Genomic DNA, 16,695 nt, shown 5'->3' with positions numbered 1-16,695 from the left:
AGGGACAAGCCATAGAGGGCGTCAACGGATGAAAAACTACCTGCGTCAATGGGCCGTGCTGGCCTTGTTCTTCACCCTGGCCGGGGTTGCCGGTTGTTCTTCCAAAGGCGGGGACATGGCGGGTGAAGCGGCTGCGCCTGCCTCTGCGGGGTACAGTTCAGCGGAGCAGGGCAAGGCCTCCGGGCGCCTGCTGGTGTGGACCGCCAGCTTCTCTCTGGAAGTGGTCGACCTGGCCAAGGCCCAGGCCCAGCTCACCGAACGCATGCTGGCGCTGGGTGGCTATGTCGAGGAAAAGAGCGACTACGGCAGCTACAGCCAGAGCCTGGTCTATCGCGTGCCCAAGGATGCCTTCGCCACGGCCCTGGGCGATGTCGAGCAGAGCGGCAAAGTGCTGTCGCGCCACGTCAAGGGTGAGGATGTCACCGAGCAGTACGTCGACGTGGAAACCCGCCTGCGCAATAACATCGCCCTGCGCGACCGCCTCCGCGACCTGCTCGGCAAGGCCAAGGACATCAAGGACATCCTGCAGATCGAGAGCGAGCTGAACCGCATCCAGTCCGAAATCGACTCCATGGAAGCGCGCATGCGCATCCTCAAGGACCAGATCCAGATGTCCACCCTGCGCGTCGAACTGCGCCAGCAGGAAGCGGAAAAGCCGGCCACCATCTACGGCCCGCTGGGTTACCTGTACAAGGGCACCGCGTGGTTCGTGACCAAGCTGTTCATCATTCGCGAGTGAGGCTGGCGCGCCGGGAGGGCTGCCTGTGAATGCTCTGCGTGAGTGTGGCGCCGTGCTGCTGTTTTTGGCGGCCGTTGCCAGCATGGTGCATGGCCTCAGTGGCGGGCCGCTGTGGCCTTGTCTGGGCCTGGCAGCATTGTGCTTCGGCCTGGCCTATTGGCTGTGGCCAAGTCGGCGCAGGGGCCAGCGCCAGGAGGAACACTCCTGGCTGGATCTGCTGGAAGTCGTCATCGAACTGCCGGTGAACCTGCTGTTCTGGTTGCTGCGCCAGCTCGCCCGACCATTTCGTGATGGTGTCGATCTGGATATCTGAGCCGACCCGGAGTGGGAGGAGAACCCATGCGCCGCTGGATAATCGTGCCGCTGCTGTTGCTGGCCGCCGCCGTGGGTGGTGGCGCCTGGCTGTGGCTGAAAGCCGACTATCGCAACGAGCCGGCCATTGCCGTGGCGACACGCTTTATCGTCCTGCTGCACGATGATCGCCTGGCCGAAGCCTACGCGCTGACGCTCAAGGGCGACGGCCTGGCTGGCCGTGATCTGCTGCAGTTTCGCCAGATCGCGGCGCGCCAGCGTTGTGCTCGTGGCACCTGGCAGGTGTATGCGTTGTCGCCGCCGCAATCTCGTGGCAACCGTCTGCGTCGCTGGCTGAGCGGTCGGCAAGTGGAGATGCCATCGATCACGGTGCGTTACGACTTCGCGCCCAATCCCTGTCCGTACAGCATCGAGCTGCGCCGCGATGGCCAGGGCCAGTGGCGCGTGTTCAACTTCCAGAGCACTGCCGGCTAGTTCCTGGCGCGGCTCGCGGGCATCATGAGCGGCGGCGGTCTATGTAGACCGCGCTTATCGACAGCATGCAGACATGGAGGTCATGGCCCATGAGTACGCCTTTTTTGATTATCCCCGGCTACGGCGGCTCCGGTCCCGAGCATTGGCAGAGTCTGTGGCAGCAGACCGATCCGCGTTTTCGCCGGGTCGAACAGCGTGACTGGTGGCGTCCGGTCTGCAGCGAGTGGGTGGCGCAGCTGGAGCAGGCGGTGGCCGCCAGCGGCCCGCACACCGTCTTGGTTGCCCACAGCCTGGGTTGCGGCCTGGTGGCGCATTGGGCGGCGCAGACCCGCCTGTCGGTGCGTGCCGCCATGCTGGTAGCCCCGCCGGACCCGGAAGGCCCGGCTGCCGAGCTGGGCATCGAAGGTTTCGTGCCGGTACCGGAACTGCCACTGGCCTTCCCCAGCCTGCTGGTGGCCAGCAGCAACGACCCGTTCTCCAGCCTGGAACATGCGCACAGCTCGGCCATCCGCTGGGGTAGTCGCTGGGCCAATATCGGCGCGGCTGGGCATATCAACGGCGACAGCGGCCTGGGTGACTGGGCTGAGGGTCGGGAGTTATTAGAGTCGCTGCTGGCGTGAGGCTGACGATGGCCGCCTGCTGAAGCAACGCCGAGTTGTGGTTAACTTGGCGCCCGGCAATTGCACTTCACACAGGCCCATCGTGAGCGAACAAGCGAATAACCCCCTGCATGGCATCACCCTGGAAAAACTGCTTGGCGAGCTGGTCGCCAAGTACGGCTGGGATGGCCTGGCCAAACGCATCGATATCCGCTGCTTCAAGGTCGATCCGAGCATCAAGTCGAGCCTGACCTTCCTGCGCAAGACGCCCTGGGCGCGCGAGAAGGTCGAAGCGCTGTTCGTACAGATGCGCAGCAAAGGCTAACTCTTCAACGAGGCTTCATGGATGAACAAAGCTCTGTGGTTACCCCTGTTGTGGCTGGCGGCGCCGCTGGCACTGGCCGATTGTGCCTACCAGCCGCTGGCCATCGAACCGCGCGGTGCCGAGTACGCGGCGCTGTATGGTGGCGCCGGCGAGCGGGTGCAGGTGGAGTTCCACAACTTCAAACGGGAAGGTGAGGTCGACAGTTTCCCCGAGCCGCCCATGGTCCTGCGCCAGGGCCCGGCCAGTTGCAGCGTGGAGGGCGGCATCTGGCTGCGCCGCGCAGTGTTTCTCGATCGCCGTGAGCAGCGCCTGCTGGTGCAGTCGTTTAGTGGTTCCAGTAGCGAACTGCTGGTCTACGACACCCGCACCTGTACCGAACTGGCGCGCCTGGAGTTGCCAGAAGCCAGCTGGGCGCTGGAGGGCGACAGCCTGGTGCTGGGTCGCCAATGCAGCGCGGGCGAGCTGAGCAGTTGTGCGCAGCGCCAGGTACTCCCACTCAACGAGCAGTGCCTGCCCTCGATCCCATAGGGTGCGCCGAACTACACCAACGCTCAGCGATTGCGCACCTGCGCGGCACTGGCCGGCAGGCCGCAGCCAGTCTGGCTGTCTGGCTGCAGGTGCGGGGTGAGAATCGGTGCCATGCCCTTGAGCACCTGCACCGGTAGCGCCGAGGTGAAGCGGAATTTATCCGCAGCCTCGCCCGGCACGAAGGCGGTGAGGGTGCCGAAGTGGCGCGGGCCGAGATAGAAGACAAAGGTGGCGGTGCGGTTGATGGCCCGTGAGCTGAGCACATGGCCGCCCCGGGTGACGTTTTCCACCCGGTTGTCGCCGGTGCCGGTCTTGCCGCCAAGTACCAGCGGCGTGCCGTCGGCCAGGCTGAAGCTGCCCTGCAGGCGTCGTGCGGTGCCGGCTTCCACCACCTGTGACAGCGCTTCGCGCAGGGCCGCGGCGACCTCCGTCGGCAGCACCCGTTCACCACGGCGTACGTCGTAGACCAGTTCGGTGTCATAGGGCGTGGCGGCGGCGAAGTGCAGGCTGTCGATACGCACGCTGGGCTGGCGGATGCCGTCGTTCTGGATGATGCCCATCAGCTCGGCCAGCGCCGCCGGGCGGTCGCCGGAGCTGCCGATGGCGGTGGCCAGCGACGGCACCAGGTGGTCGAACGGATAACCCACGCGCTGCCAGCGCTGGTGGATATCGAGGAAGGCTTCCACCTCCAGCATGGTGCGGATGCGGCTGTCGCGGGCACTCTTGTGCCGCGACTTGAACAGCCAGCCATAGACCACCTGACGCTCCTCGGCGCTGGCGGCCACGGCATCCTTGAACGTGGCTTGCGGCTGTTCGATCAGGTAACCCAGCAGCCACAGTTCCAGCGGGTGTACACGGGCGATGTAGCCCTGGTCCGGCAGGCTCCAGGCGCCCGGGCCGTAGTCCAGGTAGAGGCTGTGGATGCGCTTGTCGGTGAGCTTGCTCTTTTCATGCGGCAGGTGGGCGCGCAGGAAGGCGGCGAAGGTCGCCTCGTCCACTTCCGGCATCAGGTAGCGGTGTACGGCCGCCAGGCGCGTCGAGGTATGGCGCAGGCCGTCGAGGAAAGTGTCCAGGCGTTGCTGGGCATTCTTGCCCTCGTACTTGCGCCAGAAACGCAGGAGGAAGGTGGTGCCTTCGCGGTCGGCGAAGCGTTTGAGGTAGTCGGCGCGTTGCGGGTGCTGGTCGTCCTTGAGCAGCTCGGCGCTGTTGTTGGCGCCGTGGTAGGTGCTGTAGCGCACCAGGTCGCGCAGCAGGCGAATGAACGGCAGATTGATCGACTCGCGCAGGGCCTCGCGCAGGGAGGGAATGCGGCCGTTGTCCTCGCGCTTGAAGTTGCTGAAAGTGTGCCGCCCGCCGCCGGTGAAGAAGCCCTCGTAGGGGCTGGCCGAATACTTGCGCTCCAGGGCGGCGGCGAGTAGATCGCGCAGTGGCAGGCCGGGCTGGGCGATCAGCTGGTCGATGGCCCAGCGGGTCAGGTGATCCTGCGCCGCCACTTCGATTTTGCGCAGCGCTTCGGGGCTCTGTCCGGCGTGGCGATTGTGCAGCTCGGCTATCACTTCCAGGTAGGTGGTGAGTACGCGCAGCTTGGCGGTGGAGCCCAGTTCCAGCTTGCTGCCTTCGTTGATGTCGAAGGGCTGGTCGGTGTTGTCGGTCTGCACCCGCACGCGCGCGCCGGCCGGGGTGCGTTCAAACAGGGTGAAGCTGTAGCGCACGTCAGCAGTTTTCTCCGGTGACAACAGGCGCTCGCCATACAGGCCGATCTGCCCGGCGAACTCGGGGTCGGCCAGCTGGTGCAGGTAGGCACTGACCTGTTGCTGCAGCTCGGCGTTGAGCGTGCTGCTGGCGGACAGGTCGAGACGGTCGAGGTCGTACAGCGACTGGTTGAGCAGGTTGGACAGCCGCGTGCGGGCCACGCTGATGCCCTTGTTGCTCTGCACCGGTTGGATGGCCGGGTGCTGGGCCAGATCGCGGAATTGCAGCTTCTGCGCCAGCGCCGCATCGCGCAAAGTCCAGCCGATCACGCCGCCGCTGGCCAGCACGCGGATGTGGCTGTCAGTCAGTGCTTCCAGCTCCTTGCGGCCCTGGGCCAGGTAATAGGAGGGGCGCCGCTGGGCGATCATCAGGGCCAGCACCTGACGCAGCGCCAGGCCGCGCTCGGCGCTGCTAGCCATGGGCGTGCGCACGGGGTCGAGGAGAGCGTTGACCCGCGCGAAGTCGGCACCGAACCACACCCGCAAACCATCGGCTAGGCCATGCACCTCGCCATGCCCGGGGGCGGCGGAGAGCGGCACGCTGTTGAGGTAGTCACGCACGATGGCCTGGCGCGCGGCGAAGCTGTCCGGGCCCTGCTGGTAGGCGCGCACGCTGGCGGAAACCATCTGCCGCAGTTTCTCCATGGCCGACAGGGTCAGGCCGTCCGGCGAGTGGCGGTATTTCTCCAGCTGGGTGGCCAGGGTGCTGCCACCGGCCGACTGTTCCTGGATGGCGAAATTCTTGCCCAGCTGCGACAGCGCCGCCTTGGCGAAACGCGGCCAGTCCACCGCCGGGTTGGCCTGGGCCTGCTCGCTGTCGAGCAAGTGGCGGTTCTCGATGAACAGCAGGCTGCCGGCCACCAGCGGCGGGATGTCCTCGAAACGCGCATAGAGCTGCTGCGGGTAGCGGAACTGGTAGAGCGGCAGGCCGCGGCAGTCGCTGATGGTCAGGCCGGTCTGCAGTTTTTCCGCGAAGGGGGGGAAGTAGCCGCGCTGGCTGTAGTCGAGCAGCGCGGGGGAGAACTGCGCCTGCTCGCTGATGAGGAAATTGCGCTGTTGCAGGCGCTCCAGCAACAGCGGCAGGTGCGCGTAGCCGAGACGTTTGTCGAACGGGCCGTCGGCGGGAAACTGGATGGCCTGGCTCGGCCCCGGTTGCACCGTGTAGCTCAGGCTGGCGGCGTAGCGGCTGAATTCGCGGGCCTGCAGACGGGCGGTTTTCAGCTCATGGGCAATGCCCAGGCCGAGGGCGATTAGTGCGGCCAGCAGGCCCAGCCAGAACAGGTTTTTCAGGCGGCGGCGAGGGGGCGGTTTTTCGGGCAACAAAAGCGGCTCTGGGCCGCTCGCGGGGAGCGCTGTTTGCGGTGCGTCTGATTGCCATAAAACGCCCATAGGGATCGGCTTGGCCTCACGCGATGCTTGCTCTTGCTCAAAGCTTAGTCGCAGGCCGCCGGGCCAGTGGCCTTTTATCGTCGGCGACCAGCGGCCGGGCGATCACTGGATTTCATCTGATCTAGCGACTACTGCTTTTGCGGGTGGCGGCGAGTCTGACCTGCGCCAGGCCTGCCAGGCCGAAGCAGCACCGATCATTTTTCAGTCTCAAGGAGAATACCCATGGACAAGGGCTCCAGCCTGATCCCCGTCATCCTCTATCGCGATGCGCCGGCAGCCATCACCTGGCTGTGCCAGGTCTTCGGCTTTCGCGAACAGCTGCGCGTATCGGCCGGCAACGGCCAGATCGAGCATGCCCAGCTGCTGCACGGCAGCGGCATGCTGATGCTCGGCTCGCTCAAGGACAGCGGCTTCGGCCAGCATATGCGCGAGCCGCAGCAGGTCGGCGGCAACACGCAGGCTATGTACCTGCAGGTCGAGGATGCCGATGCCGTGTATGCCCGCGTGCAGCAGGCCGGGTTCGAGGTGCTGATGCCGATCAAGGACGAGGAATACGGCGGCCGCGGCTTCACCTGCAAGGATGCGGAAGGCCACCTGTGGAGCGTGGGCAGCTACGACCCCTGGAGCGAGTAACAGGCTGTTGAAAAACTACCTGCGTTGCCTCGCGGCGTTAAAAACAGGCTCAAAATGCTCATTTACAGCTCGTAAACTGCGCTTTTTCGCCTGTTTTTGCCTTGCGCTGGCTACCTCGCCAACGTTTTTCAACAGCCTGCTAACGCGCCATCACTCGGCGCGCGGGCGATCCTCGGCATAGCGGCGCAGCACCCACTGCCCGGCCGGACGGGCGTAGAGCTGGTCGAGGAAGCGCTGGGTCTCGGCGTCATGCCCGGCAATGCCGTCCCAGGGCGTGCCGGTCGGGGTGAACAGCGGGGCATAGAGGGCCGCGGCGCTGACATCGGCCAGGCTCAGGCGCTCACCGACCAGGTAGCGCGCCGGGTCACCGCCGATTTGCTGTTCGATCAGGTCGAGGCCTGCCAGCAGTTCGATCCGGGATTTGGCCACGCGCTCGGGGGTCACCCCGTAGAGCTTCTGCACGCCATTGATCAGCAGCGGCTGCAGCAGATCACGCAGGCCGAACCAGGGCCGGTAGACCTTGAGCATGGCGTGCATCACCGAGCTCCAGTCCTTGATCTGGCCATACAGCCAGCGCCGCACATGCACGCCGAGGCGGTCGAAGCGCTCCTCCAGTTCGAGCACGGCCGCGCGCTGGGCGGCATCTTCCGGCAGCAGTGGTAGATCCGGGTAGGCCTGTTCCAGGTGCAGGGCGATGGCGGTGGAGTCGCCGATGCGGGTGGCGCCATCCTGCAGGATCGGCAGGGTGACAATGCCGGCCAGGCGCTTGCTCGTGAAACGGTGCAGGCCGGGAAACAGGTTGGCGACCTGGTAGTCGAGGCCCTTGTGCTCAAGGTGCCAGCGGGTCTTTTCGCAGTAGTGGGAAATCGGGAACTGGTACAGGGTGCGCATCGGGGTGGTGGCCTTGTGCCATAAACTTTGGGCGAAGTGTAAAGGACACTTAGCTGACTACCTAGTCGCGCGATCAGTTCCAGCTTTCAGCTCTGCTGCGCTTGCAGGAACAGGGCAAACAGCTCGGACTGCGACTTGATGCCGAGCTTGGCGTAGATGTGCTTGCGGTGGACCTTGACGGTTTCCGCGGAGATGCCCAGGCGCCGGGCGATTTCCTTGCCCGAGCCGCCGCTGAGCATCAGCCGGGCGATTTCCAGTTCGCGGGCGGTGAGCTCGCCGGCGCTTTCCAGGCGGTGCTGCCAGGCTGGGGCCGGTGCTGCCGGGCGGGCCAGCAGTTCCTGCTCGAAGGCCAGGCGCTGGCGCATCAGGGCCATGACCCAGGGCTGGATTAGGCCGAGCAGGGCGATCTGTTCCGGGCTGAACGGCTGGCATGCACCCAGCGACAGACACAAGGTGCGTTCGCCCTCCAGCGGCACGTTGAACTGGATCTCGTCGGCCACCACGTTGAGGCGGAAATAGCGCTGGTAGTAGTCGGTCTGCTCGAAGCATTCCGGGGCCACGTCGGCCAGGCGCAGCAGGCCGGCGAACTGCTGCTCGCGGCTGGCGATGTAGAAGGGGTCGAGCAGGTAGAGGCCCTGCAGGTAGTCCTGGAACAGCGGGTCGGGGCCGCCGTCGCCGGGGCACTCGGCGAACACCTGCGGCCGATCGCGGCTGAACAGCAGCACCACCCAGCTATCGGACGGTACGTACTGCTGCAGCAGGCGCGCCAGGGCGACCCAGAACAGCGGCTTGTCCAGCGTCTCGATCAGCCGGCCGACCGACTGGTGCCAGGCGATATCCTGCAACTGCAAGCCCATGCTCCTACCCCCGCAGGGTTACTCCATCCACGTGATTACCGGCAGTGTGCAGCCCCGGCATACTCGATTGCACATACAGGGTGCCCGCTTGCGGCCCCGTTGAACAACCCCAGGAGTCTGCATGAAGGTCGAACTCTTCCAACTGGCCGGTCGCGATGGCGACACCCCCTACAACCTCGAACGCACCCTGCAGACCATCGCCAGCTGCGCCGCCGACAGCGATCTGCTGGTGTTTCCCGAGACCGGGCTGTGCGGTTTTCCCTCCGCCAGCAGCGTCGCCCGCATCGCCGAGCCGCTGGATGGCCCCAGCGTGCAGGCCGTACAGCGTGCCGCCCGCGAGCGCGATGTGGCGGTGGTGGTCGGCCTGATCGAGAACGACGCCGGCACCTTCTACAACACCAGCCTGCTGATCACCCCCGAAGGCATTGCCCTGCGCTACCGCAAGACCCACCTGTGGCCCGACGAGCGCAGCCTGGTAGTGCCCGGTGACCGCCATGCCACGGTGGTCTGGCGCGGTGTGCGCATCGGTCTGCTGATCTGCTACGACATCGAGTTCCCGGAAAACGCCCGCGCCCTCGGCGAGTTGGGTGCCGAGCTGATCGTGGTGTGCAACGGCAACATGGACCCCTACGGCCCGGTGCACCGCACCGCACTGCTGGCGCGTGCCCAGGAAAACCAGCTCTACGCGCTGATGGTCAACCGGGTCGGCGCCGGCGATGACGGCCTGGTGTTCGCCGGTGGCAGCGCGGTGGTCGATCCCTTCGGCCAACTGCTCTGCGAGAGCGGCCGCGACGAGTGCCGGCTGAGCCTGACGCTGGATCTGGCCCGCGTCGGCGCGGCCCGCAGCTATTACCACTACCTGGCCGACCGCCGCCTGCCGCTGCAGGGCGAGCGCCGCGAACATGCCGACGGCCGCCGCGAGCTGCTGCTGCCCTGAACCCGCCCTGCGCCCCGATTTCCCCAGGAGTTACCCCATGAATTTTCCCCGCTCCCTGCAACTGAGCCTGGTCGCCCTGTGCGGCCTGGCGCTCGGCCCCGTGCAGGCCGCCGAACCGGTGGTGCACCTGTACAACTGGTACGACTTCATCGGCCCCGAAGTGACCAAGGACTTCGCCCGCGACAGCGGCATCCAGACGCTGCTCGATACCTTCGACAGCGGCGAGGTGCTGACCAGCAAGCTGCTCACCGGGCGCAGCGGCTATGACGTGGTGGTGGTCACCGACAGCCTGTTGCCGAACCTGATCAAGGCCGGCGTGCTGGCGGAACTGCCACGCGAACAGTTGCCCAACTGGCAGCGCCTCGACGGCGCCATTCTCGACAAGCTGCAGAGCAATGATCCGGACAACCGGCATGCCGTGCCTTACCTGTGGGGCACCACCGGCATCGGCTACGACCAGGCCAAGGTCAAAGCCGCGCTGGGCGACAGCGCCCCGGTGGATTCCTGGGAACTGATCTTCAAGGAAGACAACCTGGCCAAGCTCAGCCAGTGTGGCGTGGCCATGCTCGATGCGCCGGGCGAGATCATCCCCATCGCCCTGCATTACCTGGGACTGCCGCCGAACAGCCGCAATCCCGCGGACTACAAGCAGGCCGAAGCGCTGCTGGCCAAGGTGCGCCCGCATATCCGCTACTTCGACTCGTCCAAGTTCATCACCGACCTGTCCAACGGCGATATCTGCGTGGTGCTCGGCTGGGGTGGCGGAGTGTTCGAGGCGCAGAAGAACGCCAAGGCCGCCAACAACGGCCGCGACATCCGCTACAGCATCCCGCGTGAAGGCGCACCGGTGTGGATGGAGAGCCTGGTGCTGCTCAAGGATGCACCGCATCCGCAGCAAGGCCTGGCGCTGATCGACTACCTGATGCGGGCGCTACCTATGGCTGCCACCAGCAACCACGTTGGCTACCCGAATGCCAACCTGGATGCCAGCCCGCTAGTCGATGCCGAGATCCGCAACAATCCCGGCGTCTACCCGTCGGCCGAAGTGATGGCCACGCTGTTCACCCTCGAACCGCTGCCGCTGAAGGTCGAGCGCGTACGCACGCGGACTTGGAACAAGATCAAGACCGGTAGCTGATTGCCGTTTCGCGTAGGGCGGGTGCAACCCGCGTTCTCTGAAAACTTGCGCAGCGCGGGAAGCTCCCCTCTCCCACTTGTGGGAGAGGGGCTGGGGGAGAGGGAATTTGCCAACTCACTATTTCCCCAGTCCGTAGCCCGGATGAAATCCGGGGAATCTCGGTAGGCCCTCAGACCACTCCCGGATTACATCCGGGCTACCTAGTGCCACAGCGCGTAGGGTTAGACCTCCGCCGCCTCGAAGCTGTCGGCTCGCGCCATGCTCCACATGCGCGGGTAGAACTCGCCGGACACCTCGCCGCTGAGCAGCTCGCCCGGTTTGAGGAATACATGCAGCTGCGAGTACAGCTTGATCTCGCTGGCCGACATGCGCCGCACCAGGTGCCTGGCCTCGACCTGCGACGGGTGGCTGAGGCCAGCGGCGGCGAGCATCTCGGCCAGGGCCTTGAGGGTGTTGCGGTGAAAGCTGTGCACCCGCTCGGCCTTGTCCGGCACCACTAGGGCGCGCTGGCGCAGTGGGTCCTGGGTGGCCACGCCGGTCGGGCACTTATTGGTGTGGCAGCTCTGCGACTGGATGCAGCCAATGGCGAACATGAAGCCGCGCGCCGAGTTGGCCCAGTCGGCACCGAGGGCCATGACGCTGGCGATGTCGAAGGCGCTGACGATCTTGCCGCTGGCGCCGAGCTTGATCTTGTCGCGCAGGCCGCAGCCGACCAGGGTGTTGTGCACGAACAGCAGGCCTTCGCGCAGCGGCACGCCGATATGGTCGGTGAACTCCAGCGGCGCCGCGCCGGTGCCACCTTCCTTGCCATCGACCACGATGAAGTCGGGGAGGATGCCGCTTTCCAGCATGGCCTTGGCGATGCCCATGAACTCCCACGGATGGCCCAGGCAGAACTTGAAGCCGATCGGTTTGCCATCCGCCAGCTGACGCAGCTGCGCGATGAACTGCAGCAGCTGCAGCGGCGTGGCGAAGGCACTGTGGCGCGCCGGCGAGATGCAGTCCTGGCCCATCGGCACGCCACGGGTGAGGGAGATTTCCGCGGTGACCTTGTGCTTGGGCAGGATGCCGCCATGACCCGGCTTGGCGCCCTGGCTCAGCTTGATCTCGATCATCTTCACTTGCGGGTTGCGTGCCTGCTCGGCGAAGCGGGCCGGGTCGAAGCGGCCATCCTCCGTGCGGCAGCCGAAGTAGCCGCTGCCCAGCTCCCACACCAGATCGCCGCCATGCTCGCGGTGGTAGGGACTGATGCTGCCCTCGCCGGTGTCGTGGTAGAAACCGCCGCGCTGGGCGCCCTGGTTCAGCGCGCGGATGGCGTTGGCGCTGAGCGAGCCGAAGCTCATCGCCGAGATATTGAACACCGAGGCCGAGTAGGGCTGGGTGCACTGCGGCCCGCCGACCGTGACGCGGAAGCTGCTGGGGTCGCAGTGTTCGGCCGGCAGCATGGAGTGGCCGATGAACTCGAAGCCGCTCTGGTACACATCGCTGAGGGTGCCGAAGGCCTTGTCGGCGCTCTGGTTCTTCGCCCGCGCATACACCAGCGAACGCTGCGCGCGGGAGAACGGCAGCTTGTCGCCATCGGCCTCCAGCAGGTACTGGCGGATCTCCGGGCGCAGGCCCTCCACCAGGTAGCGGATATTGCCCAGGATCGGGTAGTTGCGTCGCACCGCCTGGCGCGTCTGCAGCAGATCGTTGAGGCCGACCAGACTGAGCACGCCGGTGAGCAGGGTCAGCGCCCACAACCATTCATGAGCCCCGAGAAACGGCAGGCTGAGTAGGGTAAACAGCACGCAGAAGGCGAAGAAGGCATAGCGATTGAGCAGCGACAGGCTCATGGGGATTCCTTGCCGGTGAGGGGGAGCTGACGGTTGATCGGTGCTGAACAGTACCTGCGGTACGTAATGTAGATCAGGTAGGTTTTTCGCCCCCTCTCCCGTTTACGGGAGAGGGCTGGGGAGAGGGTGGATTTGCGTTTCCTCTCCCCCCGGCCCCCCGCCCCTCTCCCACAAGTGGGAGAGGGGAGCAGAGCGCTGGCATTGCCCACCGTATGGGCTAACGCCTGGGCATGCTTTAGATTCGTTCATCCGGCGTTGCCTGGTTCAACTATAGCGGGCGGCGCTGCGTCCAGGGCGCGGTTGATCCTGCGGATCAGGTGCCAGTGCGCCAGCCACAACGGCACGGCCAGTAGGCCCGCCAGCGAGCCGATGGCGTGGGGGATCAGCGAGACGATCTGTGCGCTGCACCAGCCGATGCCAGACAGCATGCCGAAGCGCGAGAAGGGGCGCAGCGCGTCATTGGTCCGGGCTTCCCGGCGCAGTGACTGGGCGACATGGGCGACGATGAAGAAGTCTTCGATGAAGTTGTACGGCAGCAGGAACATCAGCCATACGCTGCGTGGCGCGGCGGCACGACACGCGGGTTGAACCAGTGACAGCGCACGTTGCAGATCCCGGCAGTAGAGAAACACCGCCAGCAGGAACAGCAGCGTGAGGCTGATGGCGCCAAGCGGCCCAAGCATCTCGAGTTCCCGGAAAATACCGGCGTTGGTCTCGGGCTGCAGCAGGGGGTAGGCCAGCGCACCGGCAACCAGCAGGGTCAGCAAGAGTTTGACAGCGAGTAGCCGCATCACGGAGTCCTTGTCGTGCCGCTCCAGCAACAGGAGCGAAGTGCCAATCCAATCAGCTGGTCGGGGCGGTGGGTTTATCGGTTGGATCAGCGTGCGGTCAAATTCCGTGGCCTGTAGCGCAGAACTAAGGGGCAGTGTAAGGCTGGGCATAAAATGCGCAGACTGCAGTTATCCAGCGAACGAATGTGAGTGGCCTTGATCGACTTGTTAGCTGTGATTGCCAAACAGATACTCCCGATTTAAATAAATTAAATGTAGTGCACCTATAACTGGTGCGCCGAGTATATAAAGATGCCAGCCAATTTCGTAAAACGCGCCCATTAGACCAAAAGCAATTACAGCAACGCCACCAAGTAAAACTTGAATAAGTAAGGCCGCTGGTTTTGCTACGGAAATAGTTGGGTCTAGACGTTTGCGAAGCAGCTGAAAACAGCCGTATAGCCCTAACAAAGAAAACAGCTCGATGAGCACGATGATAGATATTCCGCTAATGAACATGCCGTGACCGCCCATTAGTAAGCCTAGAGGTAATATCGCTATGCCGATACCAGCAAACATTAAAGCAGGGCCAAATAAAATTAGATATTCAATCAGCAGTAACATTTATCCGTACTCTTTACAGTTAACATGGCATTAGCAGCCCACTCCACCATGGCAAGCCGTGGGGCGTATCAGAACCTTGTCGGGTGTGCCCTGGGTCAGGAACAAACAAGCTCCCGACTGGTTGTACCGGGTGTAGCTCATCAGCAGGTCCAGTTCACCGTCGCCATCAAGGTCGCCGGCCCATCGTAACGACACGCTGTTGTCGCTGTTCGCATCACCTACTACCAGGCCCTCCAGTACGCTGCTCTGTGTACCGCTGCGCAGCGAAATGGTCTCGCCAGCGCGGACGAAGTCGTACTCGCGTCCGCCAAACAAGAGACGCGGAGCCGGTGACTCGTCGGTGATCGGTTGCTCCAGTTCGCCGCGTAGCAGTCTGGCCGTGGTTAGTTGGCCAGGCACTAGGCCTGGCAGGCGCAGATAGGCAATAGCTGTGCTATCGGCAGAGGTCAGTTCGATACCGGTTTTGCTCTGTTCATCAGGGTCAAGCACCGGGTCATATACGCGATTGGCCTGCAGGTGTGTTGGTTCTAGGCGCCAGACGGCGTTACGGGCCGTCAGGGCCAACCAGCCGGGGCCCGGCTGTGTTGGAGCCTCGTCGACGTGGTACTGGCCGGGTAACAGCAGAGGCCAGATTTTCTCCGTGGCCTGAGCCCCTGAATTGGCACAAATGAGCAGCGTTACAGCGATCAGTGGCGTGCGTATGTTCATCTCGATTGGAAGCCTGGCAGAAGTCGCGTCGTTCAATTGGCAATGCCATACCAGCAGCCTGTCGCACAGGGTGCGAGGTAGGCGTTGAAGGCGGCATTGATGGCGAGCAACCAGAGCAGCCCTAGGCTGCCCAGCAGCAGCCAGCTGCTGATTCGGAGCCAGCGCCGCTGAAGTTTTTTGGCCAGCAGCGCCAGCCCGCTCAGCACCAGGCAGGGCAGTATCACCAGCAGCAACAGCTGTTCGGGCGAGGCGCAGGGTTGGCTAGCGCCAGGGCAGGGCTGGAAGGCGTGCGCCTCGCTGGCCAGCAGCATCAGTAATGGCGCTACGGGCAGGGCTGCAGGCAGGCCCAGGCTCTGGAGGCTGCGGCCTGCGCGATAGATGCTGTCTGGCCCGTTCACGCTGTTGCTTCCGCAGGCGTGGCCAAGCGTGCCCGCCAGCGCCACTCCAGCAACGCCAGGCCACCGACAAAAGCGCTCTCACCGAGTAAATGGGCCAGCCCCCAGGGGCTGGCCGTGGGGGCGAAAACCACTGCCCAGCGTAAGCACGCCGCCGCCCACAACGAGTTGGCTATCACCAGCAGCACGATGAGTGTGCGTGGGCGCCTGGCCCGCAGGGCCAGCGAGAGGGAATAGGTGGCGTAGCCCAGGCTCACCAGGCCGATGAGGTGCAGCAGCGCTGGGGGGAGCTGATACCAACCGCTCAAGCGGTCACCGATGGCGAGCATCAGCACCCCGGCGCTGGCGGCCGCCAGCCCATCGATCCACAACAGGTATCTACACAGCCACGGGGCAGTCACGAGATGTTCACGTCCTTGTTGTCTGGCGGTTGAGTTTATCCGAGCGAGATATCTGGCAGGCGTGATTCAAGCACCTTGCGCACCAGGCTTCAGCTCATTGCGGGCCTTTCGACTGGCGTACCGATCGTGGCTTGAATCAGTGGCCTTGAATCTACCTTGAGTGCTCTGCATGCGCGGATGGCTGCTTGTCTATACCATGCGCGCTCTGAATTTTTCGCTCGAATGGCCGGCTCATCATGTCTTCCACTGCTTTGTATACCGATCTGTCCGGCTATTACGACCTGATGTGTGCCGACATTGACTACCCGGCACAAAGCAACGGCGTGCACCGGCTTAATCAGTTGTTCGGCAATAACGGCAGCGATCACCTCGATCTGGCCTGCGGCACCGGGCCGCATGTGCGGCACTTCATCGATGCGGGGTTCAACAGTGCGGGGCTGGATATCAACCAACCCATGCTGGATATTGCCCAGCGGCGCTGTCCCGAAGCGCACTTCAGCTTGCAGGATATGTGTGCTTTCAAGGTCGACGAGCCACTGGATCTGATTACCTGCTTCCTTTACTCCATCCACTACAGCGGCACAGTTGAGCGGCTGCAACAGTGCATTGCCCGTGTGCATGGCGCACTCAGTGAGAATGGAGTGTTCTGCTTCAATGCAGTCGACAAGGGCCAGATCAACAACCAGTCATGCGCACGGCATACGGTGGAGCATGACGGCAGCCACTTTACCTTCAGCTCCGGCTGGCACTACGGCGGCCATGGCGAGCAACAATCGCTGCGGCTCAGTATCGAGAAGACCACGCAGGGCGTGACGCAGTCCTGGCAGGACGAACATCCCATGGTGGCGGTGAGTTTTGCTGAGCTGCAAAAGTTGCTGGAACCCTATTTTGCAGTGCATGTGTTTGAGCATGACTACGTGCGGATCGCGTCTTGGGATGGCGAATCCGGCAACGCGATATTTGTCTGTATCAAGCGTTAGGGCTGAGCCCACTCGATACGCCACAGCTCAAAGAGATAGCCCAGGGCGGCGGTGGTCAGTGCCAGGGCCGAAGCGATGAGCGCCGGTTTCGAGGTGAGCAGTTTTAAAATTCCCTGATTATGTGTGTCGCGTATTAACCGCAGTTCACTGGCGGCCTCCGGCGCTAGGTCGTTCAGAAAATAGCGGCTGCTGTAGATGAGGTGTCTGCCCAGCTTGAGTTCGCCTGGCTGCAGGCAGCTGATAGAGAAGATGTCTGCGCCGTCGTGGCCTTTCCCGCTGCTGAACACATAGGAATCCAGGCCGTGCCTTCTCAGTGCTGAATTCAGGTAGTCGGCGAGGTGTTTGTCGGTGAAGTCGAGCAGTGTGTACATGGCATTGCTGCGTGGTGATTAAGTGAGGAGGCGCTAGA

General features: G+C 63.9%; 20 protein-coding genes. 10 read left to right on the top strand and 10 right to left on the bottom strand.

Annotated elements, in window-relative coordinates:
* Nucleotides 1-28 precede the first annotated feature (28 nt).
* The 6 genes from LRS11_RS20690 to LRS11_RS20665 all read left to right on the top strand — a co-directional run bounded on the left by LRS11_RS20690 (nt 29) and on the right by LRS11_RS20665 (nt 2,977).
* The gene (locus tag LRS11_RS20690) at nt 29-739 is read left to right on the top strand and encodes a DUF4349 domain-containing protein (RefSeq protein WP_260494712.1); all 711 of its coding nucleotides are present in this window, start codon (nt 29-31) and stop codon (nt 737-739) included.
* Nucleotides 740-764: 25 nt separating this feature from the next.
* The gene (locus tag LRS11_RS20685; RefSeq protein ID WP_260494711.1) at nt 765-1,052 is read left to right on the top strand and encodes a hypothetical protein; all 288 of its coding nucleotides are present in this window, start codon (nt 765-767) and stop codon (nt 1,050-1,052) included.
* A gap of 26 nt (nt 1,053-1,078) precedes the next feature.
* A complete protein-coding gene (locus LRS11_RS20680; protein WP_260494710.1) occupies nt 1,079-1,525 on the top strand; it encodes a hypothetical protein in 447 nt (148 codons plus the stop codon).
* A gap of 89 nt (nt 1,526-1,614) precedes the next feature.
* Nucleotides 1,615-2,145, top strand: a complete 531-nt coding sequence (locus LRS11_RS20675) for an alpha/beta hydrolase (RefSeq protein WP_260494709.1) — start codon at nt 1,615-1,617, stop codon at nt 2,143-2,145.
* Between the two features lie 82 nt (nt 2,146-2,227).
* A complete protein-coding gene (locus tag LRS11_RS20670; protein ID WP_260494708.1) occupies nt 2,228-2,449 on the top strand; it encodes a VF530 family protein in 222 nt (73 codons plus the stop codon).
* A gap of 21 nt (nt 2,450-2,470) precedes the next feature.
* Nucleotides 2,471-2,977, top strand: coding sequence for a hypothetical protein (locus LRS11_RS20665; protein WP_260494707.1), 507 nt, complete (start codon nt 2,471-2,473; stop codon nt 2,975-2,977).
* Nucleotides 2,978-3,000: 23 nt separating this feature from the next.
* Here the strand turns inward: LRS11_RS20665 and LRS11_RS20660 are convergent, their stop codons facing one another.
* Complete coding sequence (locus LRS11_RS20660) at nt 3,001-6,117, bottom strand: transglycosylase domain-containing protein (protein WP_260494706.1); 3,117 nt, start codon at nt 6,115-6,117, stop codon at nt 3,001-3,003.
* 222 nt (nt 6,118-6,339) lie between these two features.
* Here LRS11_RS20660 and LRS11_RS20655 point away from each other — a divergent pair, with 222 nt between their 5' ends.
* Nucleotides 6,340-6,750, top strand: coding sequence for a VOC family protein (locus tag LRS11_RS20655; protein ID WP_260494705.1), 411 nt, complete (start codon nt 6,340-6,342; stop codon nt 6,748-6,750).
* Nucleotides 6,751-6,900: 150 nt separating this feature from the next.
* Here LRS11_RS20655 and LRS11_RS20650 read toward each other — a convergent pair whose 3' ends face one another.
* On the bottom strand, nt 6,901-7,641 hold the full coding sequence (locus LRS11_RS20650) for a glutathione S-transferase family protein (protein WP_260494704.1): 741 nt from the start codon (nt 7,639-7,641) through the stop codon (nt 6,901-6,903).
* An 86-nt stretch (nt 7,642-7,727) separates the two neighbouring features.
* Nucleotides 7,728-8,498 (bottom strand): helix-turn-helix transcriptional regulator, encoded by a 771-nt coding sequence (locus LRS11_RS20645; protein ID WP_260494703.1) that lies wholly within the window; start codon nt 8,496-8,498, stop codon nt 7,728-7,730.
* Between the two features lie 121 nt (nt 8,499-8,619).
* Between LRS11_RS20645 and LRS11_RS20640 the strand changes: the two genes are divergently transcribed.
* Together LRS11_RS20640 and LRS11_RS20635 are read left to right on the top strand one after the other, a co-directional pair.
* On the top strand, nt 8,620-9,435 hold the full coding sequence (locus LRS11_RS20640; RefSeq protein WP_260494702.1) for a carbon-nitrogen hydrolase family protein: 816 nt from the start codon (nt 8,620-8,622) through the stop codon (nt 9,433-9,435).
* A gap of 37 nt (nt 9,436-9,472) precedes the next feature.
* Complete coding sequence (locus LRS11_RS20635; RefSeq protein WP_260494701.1) at nt 9,473-10,573, top strand: polyamine ABC transporter substrate-binding protein; 1,101 nt, start codon at nt 9,473-9,475, stop codon at nt 10,571-10,573.
* 221 nt (nt 10,574-10,794) lie between these two features.
* Here LRS11_RS20635 and LRS11_RS20630 read toward each other — a convergent pair whose 3' ends face one another.
* The 6 genes from LRS11_RS20630 to LRS11_RS20605 all read right to left on the bottom strand — a co-directional run bounded on the left by LRS11_RS20630 (nt 10,795) and on the right by LRS11_RS20605 (nt 15,276).
* A complete protein-coding gene (locus tag LRS11_RS20630; protein ID WP_260494700.1) occupies nt 10,795-12,408 on the bottom strand; it encodes an FMN-binding glutamate synthase family protein in 1,614 nt (537 codons plus the stop codon).
* Nucleotides 12,409-12,653: 245 nt separating this feature from the next.
* The gene (locus tag LRS11_RS20625; protein ID WP_260494699.1) at nt 12,654-13,199 is read right to left on the bottom strand and encodes a hypothetical protein; all 546 of its coding nucleotides are present in this window, start codon (nt 13,197-13,199) and stop codon (nt 12,654-12,656) included.
* A gap of 207 nt (nt 13,200-13,406) precedes the next feature.
* A complete protein-coding gene (locus tag LRS11_RS20620; protein WP_260494698.1) occupies nt 13,407-13,802 on the bottom strand; it encodes a hypothetical protein in 396 nt (131 codons plus the stop codon).
* 30 nt (nt 13,803-13,832) lie between these two features.
* Nucleotides 13,833-14,546 carry a hypothetical protein gene (locus LRS11_RS20615; protein ID WP_260494697.1) on the bottom strand — a complete coding sequence of 238 codons (714 nt, stop codon included), beginning with the start codon at nt 14,544-14,546 and terminating at the stop codon, nt 13,833-13,835.
* Nucleotides 14,543-14,908, bottom strand: coding sequence for a hypothetical protein (locus tag LRS11_RS20610; RefSeq protein ID WP_260494696.1), 366 nt, complete (start codon nt 14,906-14,908; stop codon nt 14,543-14,545). Before LRS11_RS20610 ends, LRS11_RS20615 begins: the two co-directional genes overlap by 4 nt.
* Entirely contained in the window at nt 14,905-15,276 is a 372-nt protein-coding gene (locus tag LRS11_RS20605) for a hypothetical protein (protein WP_260494695.1), read from the bottom strand. Before LRS11_RS20605 ends, LRS11_RS20610 begins: the two co-directional genes overlap by 4 nt.
* 266 nt (nt 15,277-15,542) lie before the next feature.
* Here LRS11_RS20605 and LRS11_RS20600 point away from each other — a divergent pair, with 266 nt between their 5' ends.
* On the top strand, nt 15,543-16,286 hold the full coding sequence (locus LRS11_RS20600) for a class I SAM-dependent DNA methyltransferase (protein ID WP_260494694.1): 744 nt from the start codon (nt 15,543-15,545) through the stop codon (nt 16,284-16,286).
* Here LRS11_RS20600 and LRS11_RS20595 read toward each other — a convergent pair.
* Nucleotides 16,283-16,657, bottom strand: a complete 375-nt coding sequence (locus tag LRS11_RS20595; RefSeq protein ID WP_260494693.1) for a hypothetical protein — start codon at nt 16,655-16,657, stop codon at nt 16,283-16,285. The genes LRS11_RS20600 and LRS11_RS20595 overlap by 4 nt on opposite strands.
* Between the last annotated feature and the right edge of the window lie 38 nt (nt 16,658-16,695).

This window comes from Pseudomonas sp. J452, from assembly GCF_024666525.1.
Taxonomy (GTDB): Bacteria; Pseudomonadota; Gammaproteobacteria; order Pseudomonadales; family Pseudomonadaceae; genus Aquipseudomonas.
Note: the sequence above shows the minus strand (reverse complement) of the source record. Positions and strands in the feature narration are given on the sequence as shown.